Raw genomic sequence first — 14,981 nt, 5'->3', positions numbered from 1 at the left:
CCTGTGTCCCACAAACAGCGTGTCACCGTTCAGATCACAGCACCGCTCAGTGCGGCTGACAAGGCGTGAAGGGTGCTTTCAAATTCGAGGCGATCAGGAAAAATGGCGCACCACCCGCCGCGGAAATGTCCGACGCGCGGTCTGGAACAGACTTCCGCCCATTCAAAGCCGATCGGTGCCTGTGCCAGGCTTTGGGCACAGCAGCGCTGGATCAGCTTTGCAATCGGCGCAGGCTGAAAATCCGTCATCCCGCAAATCACCACTATTCGCATGTCCCGATTATCGCGATCGACGTCGATCTGGAGATCAGCACCAAAGTCGGGGAAATCGGGATTGTCGAAAATGGTGAGCAGGCCTGACCATGGATCGCCTTCATCAAGAGGGGGAAACAATGTAGTGAGTGCGGCGGAGGGCGCGTCTGGCTCGACGTCATCGCGCAACGACATTACGGCGTACCAGGCTTGGCCCAATGTTTCGGCCTCTTCCACATGACATATGAACGCAAAACTCCCCTGAATATATATGTCCGCCATTGTCCATAAGCTCCTGTACCGGTTTACCTGCCCAAGCTGTTTGCCTGCACAGACATGGCTCCCCCTCCCCTTTGACAAATCACGGCCCGGATGGCTAAACTCCTGTTTTTGAGCCGCGGCTCCTGCAGCGCCGACATTCTCACCATGTCTTGGACAGGATATTCCCATGACCGATGCCGACCAGCCCGACTATACGGTTCTGACCGTTCAGTTGCTCAGCGCCTATGTCACCAATAATATGGTGCCAAGCGCCGATCTGGCAGGGTTGATCCAGTCGACACGTGCAGCGCTGGTGGCGCAAACATCCGCAGTGGAAGCAGAGCCCGTGCTGGAATACACGCCTGCGGTCAGTGTTCGCAAAAGTCTCGCCTCCCGCGAGCATCTCATCAGCCTCATCGATGGCCGGCCTTACAAAACGCTCAAGCGGCATCTGGCCTCGCACGGCCTTAAGCCAGCGCAATATCGTGAGCGCTATGGTCTTGCGTCAACCTATCCCATGGTTGCACCGGCCTATTCCGAGCAGCGCCGGGAAGTCGCGCAACGGCTCGGCCTTGGACAGCGTGGAACTGCTGCAAAAGCCGCCGCTGCGAGCGCTGCTAATGTGTCGCCGGCAACGAGCGAGCCGACCATCGCAAATGTCCCTACCGAACAAGTGTCTGCGCCTGTGACGGGCAAGGGGCGGAAGGTAAAGACGCCTAAGACGACGGTCGCAACAAGCCGGGCAAGGCCCACAAGCAAGGCTGTATCTGCGCCCATAGCATCAACCACCGATGAGAAGATGTCCGCAACCGGCGCTCCAAAAGACGCCATAGCGACATCTGCCGACATTTTACCACCCAAGGCATCGCGCAAGGTGAAGGCAGCAGGAGACCAGCCCGTCGCCAAGCCTGCGCGAAAAACGCCTTCCAAAGTCAGCATATCGGCGACATCTATTGATGCGATCGCCCCTCCGGTTGACACCGTCAAAGCCTCGAAGCCTGCGAAAGCGAAACGTCAATCGAGCGTCACCGCGAAAAAGACGCCAGCGGAACCCGCACCTAAAGCTCGCTCTGCAAAAACCGTAAAATCTTCTCGCAAGACCCTCGGTATCAAAACGCCCGACGTACAGTCCGCGCCGAAAACGGCGGAAAGCTGACCTGGTCCGAGACATTGAGATAAGCAGGACAGCCGCCGGGGTGCTTGGGTTCCATGAGCTTCGGCGGCCAATGTCTGACCTCAGGATTACTAACTACAAGTCCAGATACTCAGGCTGTCTGCATCTTTTCAATCGCAGCGGCAAAATCCTGGATGTTTCCAATCGCCATCGCCATTCTGCGCAGTGCTTCTTCGCGCGTGTCGCAATCCTCGGGGGTACCCAACTCAATCATCAGAAATGTGAAGAGCGTATCGCTAACTGCGCGAACCTGCTCGATATCTTCGACATGGGCGAAGTCACCCTCGCAATAGGCGTCGGCGCATGTACGCTGAAACGGATTGAACATAAGTTTCCCTTGTCAGATAAGCGGATACGGCATTACCATGTCACACATTGCCGTCTCAGCGTCGCTCCGCGATGATCGCGTCGAGTATTTCGACAGCCCTGTCGACGGGAATGAAAAGCCGCGTGCGATACTGGATGATCTCGCTGAACACACCGCGCGCTTTCAGCCAGGCGCGGTCACCAGTATCATAGTCGCGGATTTCAAGGCGACGGGCACTGTTGACGAGAACTGAGGCGAGACGCGCTTTGCCAAGACCCGGTATGGCGACGTCGTCCCCAGCTTTTACGGCAGTAAGCAGGTCTCTGGCACCGAGCCTTATGCCCTGTTCCAGTCCAAAGGCCGCTTGCAGTTTTTCAACCGCGCCCGGACGAATGATCCGGCCCAAAATGGATGTGCCCGCGCCATTATCGATACGCCACACGCGCACATCGTCCTGTGGTAGCCTGTTCCAGACAGGCAGAAGAAGGCCCATCGCGACCCAGATGGTCTCGACGTCAAGCCGTCCTTCTGCGGCGGCCACCTCCTCGTCCCAGACAGTCTTGAATGTCTCGGCATCGATGCAGGCCCAGTGACTATGTACGAGCGATGCCCGATCGATCCGCGTCGATCCGGTGGGCCGGACAAGCTGGCACATGGGAATGGGTCGCCCTTCTTCATCGGTGATCGACCAGGAGGGCAATTGCAAGGCGACGCGCCCGGAGCGGCTGTTGCGCAACCAGGCCATGTCGTCCATGCCCTGATACCGTTGGTTCAGTATGTGCCATGTGGTGACGCGGGGCTGGATGTGAAGCTCAAGGCGCAACAGACAGGTCTGCGCGCCGGTCACCGGATCTGTGCGCAAAATCTGCTCAGACAAAGTCTCGATCCGCTCGGCGCGAATAGTCTCGACGCCAAGGTCAAGCGTGCCCGCCGCACGAGCGGCGTCCACCCTCGCCTCAATGAGACCCATATATTCCTCAAAGATTGCATTCTGGATCGCGATCCGCAGCGCCAGGATGCGATTAAGCCAGCGCTGGATGGGCGGGAGGGTTTCAAGCAGGTTACCGCCCTCATCGACGAGCTTGAGACCAGTCAGTGTGACGAAGTCGCCCATCGTCACGCTGGAAAGCTTGCCTGCGAAAAGCAGCCGATACCATTGCCCAAGCGCTTCACGCGCATAGTCGCTTTCAAGATTGTCGGCCGGATCGAACATATTTTGGCCGCCCGTCTGCCGTTGTCCGCGAGTTAGGGCACCAAGGCCGTCCAGCCTTCGCGCAATCGTGCTGATGAAGCGGCGTTCGCCCTTGCAGTTGGTGGTCACAGGCCGGAACACCGGGGGGCAGGCCTGGTTGGTACGATGGGTGCGCCCAAGCCCCTGGATCGCGACGTCGGCACGCCAACCCGGTTCGAGCAGGAAATGGATGCGGCGTTTGTCTGCGCTTTTGCTGGCAAGATCGGCATGGTAGGAGCGCCCGGTGGATCCAGCGTCGCTGAATATCAATATGGGCTTGACCCCTTCCATAAACGCCCGTGTTTCGCTGATATTGGCATGTGTGCCGCGCCGCTCGACCTGCTGCCGCCCGCTGCTATCAACGACGATCCGGCGTGAGCGCCCGGTAACCTCGGCGACCTTGTCCGCACCAAAATGCGCGATGAGCGCGTCCAGGGGAGCAGGGATGGGAGGGAGCGCGCACAGATCCTCGATCATCGTGTCGCGCGCATTGAGCGCTTCCTGGCAATGAACGGGCTGCCCGTCGGCATCGATCATCGGTTCAGAGCGTAGTTCGCCGTCGCTGGCGCGGTACACCCGCATCTGCCGGGTGGGAAAGGCCGATGTGAGATAATCAATCAGGGTTTGAAGCGGCGACAGGTCAAGATTTAATCTGGCACGATCTTCCGCACATAAGTCGGCAAGACGGCGTTCCAATATCGCTTCGGCTGTCGTGACGAGTTGCACGACAGCAACATGGCCGACGGCTATCTCTGCCTCTATGGCCTTGATCAGGCTCGGCACCTTCATCGCAATCAACAATTGCGAGAAGAAGCGCTGCTTGGCACTTTCAAATCGACTGAGCGCCGCGCCTTTAGCCTGGCCGTTCAGCGTCTGTCCTGACATGGCATCGACGACGCCGGACGCGCCCAATATCTTGTGCAGATTGGCATGGATCACCGCCCACCCATCCGCGAAGGCATCATAGATGGCGATCTGGTCAGGGCTCAATCGATGTTCGAGCGGATCATATTCCACCCCGGCAAAGCTGAGCGCCCGCGCGGTGTAGAGGCCGGTGGCTTTGAGATCGCGCGCCACGATCTCCATCGCGGCGATCCCGCCCCCGTCCATCGCCGCCATGAAAGCATTGCGGTCGGTGAAGCCTGTGCCCGGCCCCCACAGGCCAAGGCGCGAGGCATAGCTGAGGTTTTCAGGCTTGGTGGCACCCGTCGCGGACACATAGGCTATCCGCGCGCGGGCCAGGGCATTTTGGAGGCGAACGCCCGCCAGGCCTTGCTCTGACCCCTTCGCCGTTCCAAAATCGCCTTGCGTGCCTGCAGCGTTGCCCATCGCGTGGGATTCATCAAACAGGATGACGCCCTCAAATTCAGCATCGGTCCAGACCAATATCTGCTGCAGGCGTGAGAAATTGTCCTGACGGACCGAGCGCAGCGTTGCATAGGTGAGGAAGAGAATGCCAGACGTCATGGTGATCGGCTCACCGAGCGGGAAGGCATCGAGCGGCTGGATATCGATCGGCAGGCCGCCAAGGGCGCTCCAGTCCCTTCGGGCGTCTTCGAGCAGGGCAGCACTGCGCGAAATCCAGATGGCACGGCGATTACCCCTGTTCCACTGGTCAAGGATCAGGCCCGCCCCTTCCCGGCCCTTGCCAACGCCTGTGCCATCGCCAATGAAATAGCCCGTCCGATAGGCGCGCCCTGCGGGATCTTCATGGAGTTGATCCCCTGCTGCATTGGGCGTGAACATACCGGGCAGATCGCGTGAAAAGGCTTCGCCTGCATGGATGATGGTTTCCAGTTGCGCCTCGGACAGGGCAGCGAGCGCCCTTGGTTGTAATAATGGCTGCCAGCGCGGTACGGGCGGCAATACTGATCCCATGGCCAGGGATTCCACCAGCTTGTCGGGATGGGGTGTCGCGCCTTCGATCGCAATCCGCGCAAGCCGCCAGGGCGCATAGATGCCAACAGGGTCGCCTACCGGCAGAGGCGTGTCGCGTACGGCGTAGGAAAGCGGAACAGCATTGGCATTGTTTGCTGCTATACGCGCCGGCGCGGCGAGTGGCGTGGCGGACAAAGTGCGAAACAGCGATGCCGCCTCATCCTTTGCCTTTGGCCGAGGGAGATGGAACGCGACGGCAGGACTTGGTGGCTTTGGCAACGGCGGGGGTGGCAACAAGGCAGGTGGATCGAGCCGGTCAGGCAATGCCAGGACGAGATCAAGCGCTGCGTCCAGATTATCGGCGACATGACTTTGTCCCTGACCATGCCATCCCTTGTCGAATAACAGCAGTCGTACAGCGATACCGGTGCCATGTTTGGCAAAGGGGCTGCCCAGGATGGTGATTTCAACGCGAGGCGGGATCAATTGCGCGATCGTCGCATAGGCTTTTGCGCCGCTGCCATCAGCAGCAAAGCCAGGTGGCATGATGGCGACACAGCGACCGTGCTGGCGCAGTCGTAGCAAGGCCGAGCGCAAATGCCGCACCCCGGCCTGCCGGTCATTGCCGCGTCCCTCGCTGCGACCGAAGGGCGGATTGATCAGGACCACAGAAGGGTCATTGCCCAGGGGCAACAGATCATGGATATATTCCGCGTCATGGCAGGTGACAGCCTGCCCGATGGCAAGCGTGAGCAGCGCCGCGCGGTCGGGATCGCGTTCATTGAGCGTGAAGGTGCAGCGTCCAGGCGGAATGGATCCGAGCAACATTCCCGTGCCTGCCGATGGTTCGAGAATATGATCCTCTGGCCCAAGGCGTGCTGCCTGGACCGCCAGCCATGCGAGGGTCAGCGGCGTGCTGAACTGCTGCATCGCGATCTGCTGTTCGCTGCGATAGCTGTGCGTGGGCAGGCTGGTTTCAAGACGGCGCAAAGCGGCGTAACAGGCAGTCGGATCTCCGGATCTGGCGATGCCACTATTCCCCCGCCGCAGGAACAGTATCAGGGCGATTTCAAGCGCGTCATAGGCCTGGCGCATCGACCATGCGCCTTGTGCATCGCTCGCGCCAAAGCTGGCTGTCATCAGCTTTCGTAGGGCATGTCGGGTCGGTATTTGCGATTGCGTCAGATTGTCGGCGAGTATTGTCGCGACATCGAATAGGCGTTGCGCGCGTGAACGCGTTGCGACGGGATCAGGCTGCTGCGTAGCGAACAAAGGAAGAGTCATAAATATCTCCAGGCCTCGGACCCGATCGGTCCACGCCTCGTCCGCTCCCCTTCCCTCCCAGGACGGCGGACAGAAAAAGGGACCATGACGACACATCATGGTCCCCAGCATTATACCCCAGGCTCAGGCCGCCTGCGCGACGCGGTCCTCTCCAGAATCTTCGTCAGGTGCCTCAGCCAGCGCTTCCGCCGCAGCATCCCCATCGACACTGACCCGCCCGACGCCACAATCGGCATCGCCATCTCCGGTGAGACTGGCTTCAGCTTCACCAACCGGCACAAAGCGCATGGCGTCCGGCAACCATTGCAGCGCGCGTTCCTTGACCTCTGCCTCGACGATGAGATCGCCGCTGAACAGTCGCTCGGCCGAGAGCGCAAGATCATGCTTCTTCGACGCCGCGTAGCGGGAACTCAGCTCTAGGCCGCCGACCGTTTCGAACGCCTGGAGGATCATCGCCTTGCTGACCCGGTCGAAATAGTTGCGCGCGGTCGGTCGCCACCAGGCCGTAACATCGATCCCGCACTTGACCCCCAGATGGTCGAGAAACACGCTGCCGGTCCGCCCGGCAGGCACCGCCTGGACCGTCCGGGCAATTGCCCAGCTGAACCAGGCAGCCCGTGCCTCCTGGCTCAAAGCGCAAAAGGCGTCATAGCGTGTCCGCACATCGGCATGATTGATCCAGCATCGATCAAGATCTTTTTCCAGCTTGAGCCACTGGTCGGCGGCAGGCGTATCGCTCTCATAGCCATGAAGCGGCGATGCGGGGGCATTGGCGCGCAGGTCGGTGGCCCGTTCCGCGCTGCCATAGGTGCGCGTTGCCGCGTCAGCCATGCAGAAAGTGGCGAGATCGAGCGCGAACCGCGGATCGCTGGCGATATGGACGCGCAGAAGTTCAGCCTTCATTTCAGCGAGCTCATCGGCAAGGCGCTGGCTGATCTTTGGCTGGCCCGGCACCACCTGTGCTGGCGCGCGATCCGCATCCGCATCGACTTCATCATCATCACCGGTCGAATCCTGCGCATCGTCGGCCTGTTCAGCCGGAACATGATAAAGCTGTTCGTGGACGCGCGGCTGACCGTCGGAACCGATCACCACATAGGCCAGTGCGGACGCCTTTTGCTCCTCGGTCAGAATCGGTGCCCGTTGCCGGATTGCCTCATATTCAGCATTCAGCCGATCATAGCGCGCTTCGACCTCCTCCTCGGTCTCGTCGGTTTCAACCGGGTTCTCGAACGCTTCCAGTTCCACTTCGATATCAGCAAGCCGCTGTTCCTGCTCTGGCGTCAGCGGTGGCTGTTCGCCCTCAATGGGCTTGAGATCCCAGGTTGCGCTATAGGCAATATGAGTGCCGGACACGATGCGGACATCGCCAAAGCCTTCCCGTTCCCGGATCGCTTGCGCCGCCTGCGCCAGCCTGTCGGTCGCCAGTTGATCGAGCAGGTCGCCATCGATCCACATCTCGCTCGCATCGTCGGTGAACAGGTCGCTGTCGATCCGGCCACCGGCGGCCACATAGGCGTGGGGACCGACAAGCAGGGCTTTAGGATCATTGCCACTATAGCTGCCTTGGGCAAGCTGGCGCCGGATCTCGTTTAGATTATTGCGGTAATAGCTCTGCCCCAGAGTTTCGAATATCTGCGCCTGGCGCACGGCATCGGGACTGCTGGCATAAGCCGTGGCAATCTCAAGGCTGATCTCGCCGTCGCGCAGGGCGTCAAAAATGCAGGGTGCCAGATCCGCAAGGCGCAGCCGTCCCAGTACGAAGCGCTCGGTCAGGCCAAAACGTTTGGCGATCTCGGCCGGGGTCTTGCCTTCGGTTTCGACAATATCCTGGAAAGCCCGGCAGGTGTCCGCTGGGTTCATGCTGAGCTTGAAGAAATTTTCCTCCAGGCTGGTGGCGATCGCATCTTTCGCGTCGCGCAGGACCAGCACCGGCACCTGATAGTCTGGCCCGAAGACGCCCTTTTCGATGAGACGATGCACCGCATCGAGGCGCCGTCCGCCCGCGGCGATACGATAATGGCCTTTCTTGCGCGCAACCGGCACGCCGATCAGATTCTGCCTTATGCCCTTGGCCGCGATATTGGCCTCAAGCTGGGCGTCGGCGACAGCATCGCTCGACTTTCGGACATTGGATGGCGACTTGCTGAGGTTCGCCGCGGCAACGAGAATGGGAAGCTGGTTCATCGACTGGGATCTCCAGGCGCCAAAGACCCGCCCATCGGGTCTTCCTGCGCCACATCATCCAATCCCCCTCCCTCCCTTGCCTGCTGGACATCGTTCCAGTCATTATAGCCTGATGGCGGCCGGATATGCCTGACTGGCCTGCCGGCGCCGCGATACGCCGCCAGCGCACGCATTGCGGCGATTTTGCCCGCACGATCGTTGTCGGGCAGGATAATTAGCCGCTTAACCGACGCGGGAATGGCAATGCTGTGCAAGCGCTCGCTACCGAGCGTGGCCCAGACCGGAATTTCGAGAAAGGACATGGCCGACAGGGCCGTCTCGATCCCCTCGGCAAGACCAAGAATATTGGTAGCAGGAGCCAGCATGACGGCGCCATGGCCGGGTCGGCCCAGCAAGCGACGCGCCGGTTGTACGTCGGCAGCGAGACGGGAATAGCGAGGATCAAGGAATGTCCGGTGGATGGCGACAATTTCTTCTCTGTCGCGCACAGCAGCAATCATGGCAGGGCGAAACTCAAGCCCCGTGTCGGTTCGCAAGGGCGTTCGCGGATGAAAGCGCAGCCATTCTCCCAGATTGGTGATGGAACGAGACTGCAGATAGTCCTGTGCCGGCGTGTCAGCGATCGGTCGGCTCGCATGCCAGATGTCCCTCGCCTGGCTGCGGAAACCGGATTGAAAATCGCGCGTCGAATGACCTGGCTCATGACAAGCTGTCAGCGCCTGATGGTCGATCCGTGCGATTGCGCGCAGCACATCGCGGGCATGGCAGCCTGCAAAGCATTTGAAGAGCAGAGCTGTCTTGCCCAGTCGGACAGAAAGGCTGGGATGATGATCGTCATGGGCCGGGCAAAGGCACAGGCCGCCAGACGAGGCCCAGCGGCCGCCCAGACGGTTGACCAGCAGCTTTGCGCGCGCTTCCATGACAAGCCGGTCGATGGGAACCGTCATTGCGTCAATGCCTGTCGCGCGCAAGGATCGCCACGGCTCGCCGTAAATGGCGACGAACCCGGCGGGGGCGGATCTCGAAGGTTCGCGCAATGTCGTCAATCTGCATGGCATAAGGTACGCGCAGCAAGAGAAAGAGCCGGGTCAGGGTTGGCATATGTTCAGCGCAGCGTGCGGTCATATCGGTTTTGTCGGAAGACAAGGCCGATTGATCGTAATACCATGCGGATCGGTCCTGCGACTGCTGTTTAGGCAGAAGTTCATCCTGATCCGCTTGTTCCTGGTCGTCGAGCCAGGCAAATATAGTGCCCATGAGAGCCTCATCCCTGCGGCAACGCAGGCAGGTGAATATATGGCGCGCGAGGCGGACGATAAGTGCGTTCATGGTGGATATCCGTTGGGACGTTCTGGCCGAAACCTGCCCGATCATCCCCTGTCCATCCCCTCCCCTCCATGCCCGGAGATCTGGATGGCGGCATCCCGCACCAGGCCAGTTGCGACATGGCTATGCAAATTTCTTCGATTCGTCTCAATTGCTCGGCCAAATGGTTGCGTTTGCGTTGCAATTTCATGACATTGTGAGCGGGGCCGCAGAGGAGATATCAGGCGCGACCGATCTGCCCCGATGCGTCGCAAGGCTGGAGACAGTGCGCGATGATGAACAAACCACCCGTTCCGCCGGACATTGCGGTATTCAGGACAAGGCTCGCCAGCCTTACGGGTCGGCAACGGCAATGCCTAGTACTAGTGGCGCAGGGCTATTCCAGCAAGGAAATTGCTTCGCGACTGGGCAATAGTTCCGGCCGTGTCGACAAGCATATATATGAAGCGCGCGGCAAGCTCGGCGGCATTGGCCGGCAGCAGGCGGCACGCCTCGTGGCTGCCTATGAAGCGGACCGCACGGAGATTTCTCCGGGGGCCCAAAAAATAGGCGCCCAATCTTTGGTCCTGCCAATCCCGGCTGCGTCTGGCCAATCTGATTCCACTGACGATCAAGTGGACGCAGATATTGCCGATGCCGATTTATTGGCCACGCAGCAGGAGGGCTACCATGGTTTGGTGCGCTTTCCCCTTATGGGCAATTTTCTGCCGTTCCGCACAAGCGGGAGGCCCGACAATGACCTGACTTCGAACATGACGTTGATCGCTCTTGCGATCATGGCGACGCTTGCTCTTGTGATGGCTGGATCGGCCGCTTCACTGCTCTCGGCGCTAGACGCCCTGGCTCGCCACTAAAACCAACATTTTTATGTTTTCCCTGTTCACCCGCTTTTGCGGGAAGGAGATTCTATGCGCGTTAAACGACAGACCATCGCCAAATCGGTTGCCGAGCGGCTATTTGCCGCCGAAGCTGCGCTCGATATTGCTGCAGCCCGGATTGCCGAACTCAACGCCTCGCTACCCCTGGCTCGTCTTGATGCCCGTTTTGCAGCTGCGATCGGCCAGGAGGCTATCGCGACATCTGCCGCTGCTGTCATGCTGATTGCGCAGACGCGCGAGCAGATGGTCATAACCCACGCCCATCTCAAACGGGCCAGCGATGATGTTGGGCTCGGGCAAACCGCTTATGGCGACCTTTTCAAAGTTGTCTCGCATGATCAGCCTGCCCATCTGCGCGTCGTCTGACGCGCAAGAGAGGATTGACGCAATGCGGCCACCTGGGTTCAATCAGGGTCATGACCCGGCAAATCGCGTTCCTGACCCTGCTCATTGTCAGCACCCTCTATGCCGCATGGCGGGGCGGCACGCCCGAAAGGATCGGCGCTGCAGCCCTGCTGGGCGCTGCCTGTCTGTCCGTAGGGCTTGTCGACCCGTTCGGCGACCGGTTCCATCATATCGAGATCGCCATTCTCCTGGTCGATTTTGCCTTATTGAGTGTGTTTATATGGCTTTCTCTACAAAGCACACGGTTCTGGCCGCTCTGGGTCGCGGCGATGCTAGGCGCAGAGGTAGCCGTGCATCTGATGCGGATCCTGATGCCGGCGATTGTACCGCGTGCCTATGTCGATGCGCTGGCGGTGTGGAGTTGGGTAGCACAAACCATGCTCATCGGCGCGACCTTTCGACATCGCAGCCGGATAAAACAGCGCGGTGTCGACAGGCCCTGGAAGAGCTGATCGCGCTCACCTGTCCGGCGCGCGCGCCCGAACTGGCGCAGCGGCTGGTCGACAGGTTCGGTTCTTTTGCTGCAACCCTCTCTGCGCGGCGCCAGGACCGGATGCGCCTTCTGGATGGCGCGCTATGTGTCGAGCGGACATTTGAGTGCCTGCAAATGTCTATCCACCATATTCTGCGCGGAAAACTCGCCGGTAAATCGATACTCTCGAACGAACAGGCACTGCTGGACTATCTGCGCGCCACCATGGCATTCGCGCCGGTCGAACAGTTGCGGGTGCTTTTCCTCAACGCCGTCAATGAGATATTGGCAGATGAGGTGCTGGCGACCGGCACCATCTCTCATGTCCACGCCTATCCACGTGAAATCATGAAGCGATGCGTCGAGATAGGCGCGACCGCAATTTTTCTCATTCATAATCATCCATCGGGCCAACCTCAGCCTTCACGGGCTGACCGGGCTTTCACCAGAAAGATTGTCGATGCCGCACGCTGCCTGGATGTCGCGGTTCATGATCATCTGGTCATCGCCCATGCCGGGCATGTGAGCTTCCGCCAGGCGGGGTATCTTTAGCCCCACGCCCCGCCGCGCCGCACAGCAGGCGTAGCCAGAAAGGCGGCAACCACTTCAGGCGAACCACAATGATCAATGTGGCTGTCTAACATGGCCCGCTCGTCCACGGGCGGAAGAGAGGAGCGAAGGGTCAGTATCCAAAAAGGAGGCATGACATGACGCAAATATATCCCCCCGACACACGTATCGATATGTGCCGCAGGCTGGTGGTCATGCGGCAGACGATTGGTGAGGCTATTGGCTATCGTCTATGCCCCAGCCCTGTCTGGGACATGCTGCTCGATCTTTACCTGGCGCAATATGAGAAGCGGGAGGTCTATCTCTTCTCCCTGTATACGGCCGCCCCCGACGTTCCGCAATCGACCGCCCACCGCAAGATCGCCGAGATGGAAAAGCGGGGGCTGGTGACGCGGGACATTCCTCGTCCAGATGGGCGACGCGTCGCGATTTCGATGACGGCCCAAGGCCTTGCCATCGTCGACCGTCTGCTTGATCGGATTATTGAGTTATGGGAAGGCGGGAAATCATAAATCACCTATGCGATTGCCTTCTAAGCGCAGCGTCCCAATTTAGGCATGGATGGCCAGCCTGTTTCCCGATCTGTTCGAGCCCCCGAAAATTCCGGGCCTCTCCTATCGTGACGACCTTCTCTCTCGCGACGAGGAATTGAGCCTGATAGCCGGGATCAATGCTACCACGCTCGAGCCATTTCGCTTCCAGGGCTGGCTTGGCAAACGCCTGACCAGTTCCTTTGGCTGGCGTTATGATTTTGACGACGCACGCTTTGGACCGACGGATCCCATGCCTGATTGGCTACTGACGGCGCGCGACAAGGCCGCAGCCTTTGCTGGCCTTGATTCCGCCAACCTCGCCCAGGCACTCCTGATTCGATATGATCCTGGCGCAGGCATCGGCTGGCACCGCGATCGCCCGGTCTTCGACCATGTTGTTGGTATTTCGCTGGGCGTGTCTGCCCCCTTGCGTTTTCGGCGGCGCAAGCCCGACGGGTTCGATCGCATCACCGTTCCGCTTGCGCCGCGCTCGGTCTATCATCTTGAAGGCGAAGCGCGGTACCAATGGGAACATAGCATAGCCGAAATGGACGAGACCCGCTGGTCGATCACCTTCCGCACGCTTTGTGAGAAAGTGGTGAACCAAAATAGGCTCGGATATCGGTAAGCCTTCAATGCGCCATGGCGCTCGCATCGAGAAGCTGGTCCAGCCGCGTCGCAATGTCGAGCCATCGCACCACGCCTGCCTGATCGCCCGCCAGCGCCAGCATTCTTACCCTTTCTGCAATGAAGTCGCCGGCGTTCGCGCCATGCTCCCGCTCGACCGCCAGCGCTTCAGCCCAACGTTCAAGATCGGCCCTCACAGCAGCGACGGCGCAGATGCTGCTGCCCGCGGCTTGTTCCAGGGATCGCTGGTGCGCGTCATCTCGATGAGATCGTCGGGGAAGCAGCGATCCTGGAAAGCGATCGCCTCGTCGAACGATCCGCCGAGCCAGCGGTCATATTCATCCTCATGCAAGAGCACAGGCATGCGATCATGCACCGGGCGGATCGCTTCGTTGCAGTCGGTCATCACCCCTGAATAGACCGCGCCCCATTCCTGGCTTTCCCGCCAAAGTCCCGCCCAGGCAAAGACCGGTCGATCCTTCAGATGGAACCAGGTACGGGTCTTGCTCCCCTTCTTGCCCTCCGCTTCTGCAAAGGCCGTCAAAGGGATGAGGCAACGCCATTGGGGCTTTCGCGCGAGGCCGACCCACATGGGTTTGCGCAGGTCGGCAATGTTATTGACAGGCTTTGGCTTGGATCCAGGCTTCATGCCGCGCAGGACCAGCGGAAACCCCCAGACCATGGATTGAAGGACACGCTTTCCTTCTGCCTCGCGCACCACCATGCCGGGATAGCCGGGATAGACTTCGTCCGGCACGTTCATGGCGGCGATGTCGGGCGCCTCGACGCCGAAATGCGCCGCCACCTCGGCTGCGCTTAGTCGCTCGGTATAAAGATTACACATCGTCGCACCTGCCTAGTCGCGCCGCCCGACTGCAAGTGTTGCGCGGCGTTCAGAGCAAGGCAAGCTGCGGCTGGGCTTTCGCCGGCAATTTTCCGCTGCGCCAGAGATCTTCTGTATGCTCGACGACCATGCGCTCAGCAGCAAAGGGTGCGCGATGCTGGAATCCGATGACGTCCCTGATGCCGCCGTGCAGCCATGCGTCATAGTCGTGGGGATCGAAAAGAACCGGCATCCTGTCGTTGGTCGGCATGACCGCGGCGTTCGCCACCATTGTCATGCCCGCATAGACAGGGCCGTAATCAGGCAGGTTCCGGCAGAAGCCGGCCCAGGCCATGACGGGAGCATGTTTGACCGAGAACCAAGTCCTCGTCTTATGCCCGGGCGCGCCGTCCGGATTGGCGAAATGGGTCAGGACGATAAGGCAGCGATAGCGCGGGTCCACGACCATATGCTCCCACATGGGATTGGTGAGATCGGCAACCAGCCCCAGCCGCTGAGGATCGTCGCCATGTTCGCGCATCTCGCGGGGCGCGGGAATCCCCACCCCATCGACCGTAACAGCCGACGTCCCCGGCTTTCAAATACGACGAGCCCGTCGGCGCCCTCGGTGGTTTCACGAGCAAAATGGACAGGCCCTTGCGGCAGCGCCGCACCGAAATGCATGGCGACTTCGCCGACACTCGCCAGGGTCGTATGCAATCTGGACATCGACCGCTCCTAGGGAGACTCGAAAGACATCCGATGATTGGAACA

16 protein-coding genes are annotated in these 14,981 nt (G+C 60.1%); 7 read left to right on the top strand and 9 right to left on the bottom strand.

What is annotated here, in order from left to right; genetic code table 11:
- Positions 1-29 precede the first annotated feature (29 nt).
- Complete coding sequence (locus tag ACZ2HM_RS20420) at positions 30-533, bottom strand: hypothetical protein (protein ID WP_119750476.1); 504 nt, start codon at positions 531-533, stop codon at positions 30-32.
- A 166-nt stretch (positions 534-699) separates the two neighbouring features.
- Here ACZ2HM_RS20420 and ACZ2HM_RS20415 point away from each other — a divergent pair, with 166 nt between their 5' ends.
- Positions 700-1,668 carry a Ros/MucR family transcriptional regulator gene (locus tag ACZ2HM_RS20415; protein WP_130754522.1) on the top strand — a complete coding sequence of 323 codons (969 nt, stop codon included), beginning with the start codon at positions 700-702 and terminating at the stop codon, positions 1,666-1,668.
- A 109-nt stretch (positions 1,669-1,777) separates the two neighbouring features.
- On the opposite strand, the gene ACZ2HM_RS20410 is transcribed toward ACZ2HM_RS20415, so the two are convergent.
- The 5 genes from ACZ2HM_RS20410 to ACZ2HM_RS20390 all read right to left on the bottom strand — a co-directional run bounded on the left by ACZ2HM_RS20410 (position 1,778) and on the right by ACZ2HM_RS20390 (position 9,902).
- Complete coding sequence (locus ACZ2HM_RS20410) at positions 1,778-2,014, bottom strand: hypothetical protein (protein WP_119750480.1); 237 nt, start codon at positions 2,012-2,014, stop codon at positions 1,778-1,780.
- Positions 2,015-2,069: 55 nt separating this feature from the next.
- Entirely contained in the window at positions 2,070-6,242 is a 4,173-nt protein-coding gene (locus tag ACZ2HM_RS20405) for a strawberry notch-like NTP hydrolase domain-containing protein (protein WP_239019105.1), read from the bottom strand.
- Between the two features lie 267 nt (positions 6,243-6,509).
- A complete protein-coding gene (locus tag ACZ2HM_RS20400) occupies positions 6,510-8,573 on the bottom strand; it encodes a ParB/RepB/Spo0J family partition protein (protein ID WP_043150398.1) in 2,064 nt (687 codons plus the stop codon).
- Positions 8,570-9,520, bottom strand: coding sequence for a DUF7146 domain-containing protein (locus tag ACZ2HM_RS20395; RefSeq protein ID WP_043150397.1), 951 nt, complete (start codon positions 9,518-9,520; stop codon positions 8,570-8,572). The genes ACZ2HM_RS20400 and ACZ2HM_RS20395 overlap by 4 nt, the downstream gene beginning before the upstream one ends.
- A gap of 4 nt (positions 9,521-9,524) precedes the next feature.
- Positions 9,525-9,902 (bottom strand): sigma factor-like helix-turn-helix DNA-binding protein, encoded by a 378-nt coding sequence (locus tag ACZ2HM_RS20390; protein WP_043150395.1) that lies wholly within the window; start codon positions 9,900-9,902, stop codon positions 9,525-9,527.
- Between the two features lie 269 nt (positions 9,903-10,171).
- On the opposite strand from ACZ2HM_RS20390, the gene ACZ2HM_RS20385 reads away from it, so the two are divergent.
- The 6 genes from ACZ2HM_RS20385 to ACZ2HM_RS20360 all read left to right on the top strand — a co-directional run bounded on the left by ACZ2HM_RS20385 (position 10,172) and on the right by ACZ2HM_RS20360 (position 13,385).
- Positions 10,172-10,753, top strand: coding sequence for a helix-turn-helix domain-containing protein (locus ACZ2HM_RS20385; protein WP_119750486.1), 582 nt, complete (start codon positions 10,172-10,174; stop codon positions 10,751-10,753).
- 54 nt (positions 10,754-10,807) lie between these two features.
- Complete coding sequence (locus ACZ2HM_RS20380; RefSeq protein WP_043150391.1) at positions 10,808-11,143, top strand: hypothetical protein; 336 nt, start codon at positions 10,808-10,810, stop codon at positions 11,141-11,143.
- A 14-nt stretch (positions 11,144-11,157) separates the two neighbouring features.
- Positions 11,158-11,634, top strand: coding sequence for a hypothetical protein (locus ACZ2HM_RS20375; protein ID WP_470427167.1), 477 nt, complete (start codon positions 11,158-11,160; stop codon positions 11,632-11,634).
- The gene (locus tag ACZ2HM_RS20370) at positions 11,538-12,206 is read left to right on the top strand and encodes a JAB domain-containing protein (RefSeq protein WP_470427168.1); all 669 of its coding nucleotides are present in this window, start codon (positions 11,538-11,540) and stop codon (positions 12,204-12,206) included. Before ACZ2HM_RS20375 ends, ACZ2HM_RS20370 begins: the two co-directional genes overlap by 97 nt.
- A 212-nt stretch (positions 12,207-12,418) precedes the next feature.
- Positions 12,419-12,736, top strand: coding sequence for a MarR family transcriptional regulator (locus ACZ2HM_RS20365; protein ID WP_470427318.1), 318 nt, complete (start codon positions 12,419-12,421; stop codon positions 12,734-12,736).
- Between the two features lie 49 nt (positions 12,737-12,785).
- Positions 12,786-13,385 (top strand): alpha-ketoglutarate-dependent dioxygenase AlkB, encoded by a 600-nt coding sequence (locus tag ACZ2HM_RS20360; RefSeq protein ID WP_119750488.1) that lies wholly within the window; start codon positions 12,786-12,788, stop codon positions 13,383-13,385.
- A gap of 4 nt (positions 13,386-13,389) precedes the next feature.
- On the opposite strand, the gene ACZ2HM_RS20355 is transcribed toward ACZ2HM_RS20360, so the two are convergent.
- From ACZ2HM_RS20355 to ACZ2HM_RS20345, 3 genes are read right to left on the bottom strand one after another with little or no spacing between them, the layout of a single operon-like run.
- On the bottom strand, positions 13,390-13,581 hold the full coding sequence (locus ACZ2HM_RS20355; RefSeq protein WP_043150386.1) for a DUF6961 family protein: 192 nt from the start codon (positions 13,579-13,581) through the stop codon (positions 13,390-13,392).
- Positions 13,578-14,228, bottom strand: a complete 651-nt coding sequence (locus ACZ2HM_RS20350; RefSeq protein WP_081764065.1) for an SOS response-associated peptidase — start codon at positions 14,226-14,228, stop codon at positions 13,578-13,580. Before ACZ2HM_RS20350 ends, ACZ2HM_RS20355 begins: the two co-directional genes overlap by 4 nt.
- A gap of 49 nt (positions 14,229-14,277) precedes the next feature.
- Positions 14,278-14,748: an SOS response-associated peptidase family protein gene (locus ACZ2HM_RS20345; RefSeq protein WP_235209618.1), complete on the bottom strand. Its 471-nt coding sequence runs from the start codon at positions 14,746-14,748 to the stop codon at positions 14,278-14,280.
- Between the last annotated feature and the right edge of the window lie 233 nt (positions 14,749-14,981).

The sequence above is a fragment of the Sphingobium sp. KKT206 genome, from assembly GCF_055640555.1.
This window is presented reverse-complemented; position numbering and strand designations above follow the sequence as displayed.

What these genes read in the sequence shown, in the direction of transcription:
- ACZ2HM_RS20390 (WP_043150395.1), bottom strand. Translation starts at nt 9,902, where the DNA reads ATGAACGCACTTATCGTCCGCCTCGCGCGCCATATATTCACCTGCCTG.
- ACZ2HM_RS20365 (WP_470427318.1), top strand. Translation starts at nt 12,419, where the DNA reads ATGCGGCAGACGATTGGTGAGGCTATTGGCTATCGTCTATGCCCCAGC.
- ACZ2HM_RS20385 (WP_119750486.1), top strand. Translation starts at nt 10,172, where the DNA reads ATGATGAACAAACCACCCGTTCCGCCGGACATTGCGGTATTCAGGACA.
- ACZ2HM_RS20420 (WP_119750476.1), bottom strand. Translation starts at nt 533, where the DNA reads ATGGCGGACATATATATTCAGGGGAGTTTTGCGTTCATATGTCATGTG.
- ACZ2HM_RS20395 (WP_043150397.1), bottom strand. Translation starts at nt 9,520, where the DNA reads ATGACGGTTCCCATCGACCGGCTTGTCATGGAAGCGCGCGCAAAGCTG.
- ACZ2HM_RS20415 (WP_130754522.1), top strand. Translation starts at nt 700, where the DNA reads ATGACCGATGCCGACCAGCCCGACTATACGGTTCTGACCGTTCAGTTG.
- ACZ2HM_RS20360 (WP_119750488.1), top strand. Translation starts at nt 12,786, where the DNA reads ATGGCCAGCCTGTTTCCCGATCTGTTCGAGCCCCCGAAAATTCCGGGC.
- ACZ2HM_RS20345 (WP_235209618.1), bottom strand. Translation starts at nt 14,748, where the DNA reads ATGCGCGAACATGGCGACGATCCTCAGCGGCTGGGGCTGGTTGCCGAT.
- ACZ2HM_RS20380 (WP_043150391.1), top strand. Translation starts at nt 10,808, where the DNA reads ATGCGCGTTAAACGACAGACCATCGCCAAATCGGTTGCCGAGCGGCTA.
- ACZ2HM_RS20400 (WP_043150398.1), bottom strand. Translation starts at nt 8,573, where the DNA reads ATGAACCAGCTTCCCATTCTCGTTGCCGCGGCGAACCTCAGCAAGTCG.
- ACZ2HM_RS20410 (WP_119750480.1), bottom strand. Translation starts at nt 2,014, where the DNA reads ATGTTCAATCCGTTTCAGCGTACATGCGCCGACGCCTATTGCGAGGGT.
- ACZ2HM_RS20405 (WP_239019105.1), bottom strand. Translation starts at nt 6,242, where the DNA reads ATGACAGCCAGCTTTGGCGCGAGCGATGCACAAGGCGCATGGTCGATG.
- ACZ2HM_RS20350 (WP_081764065.1), bottom strand. Translation starts at nt 14,228, where the DNA reads ATGTGTAATCTTTATACCGAGCGACTAAGCGCAGCCGAGGTGGCGGCG.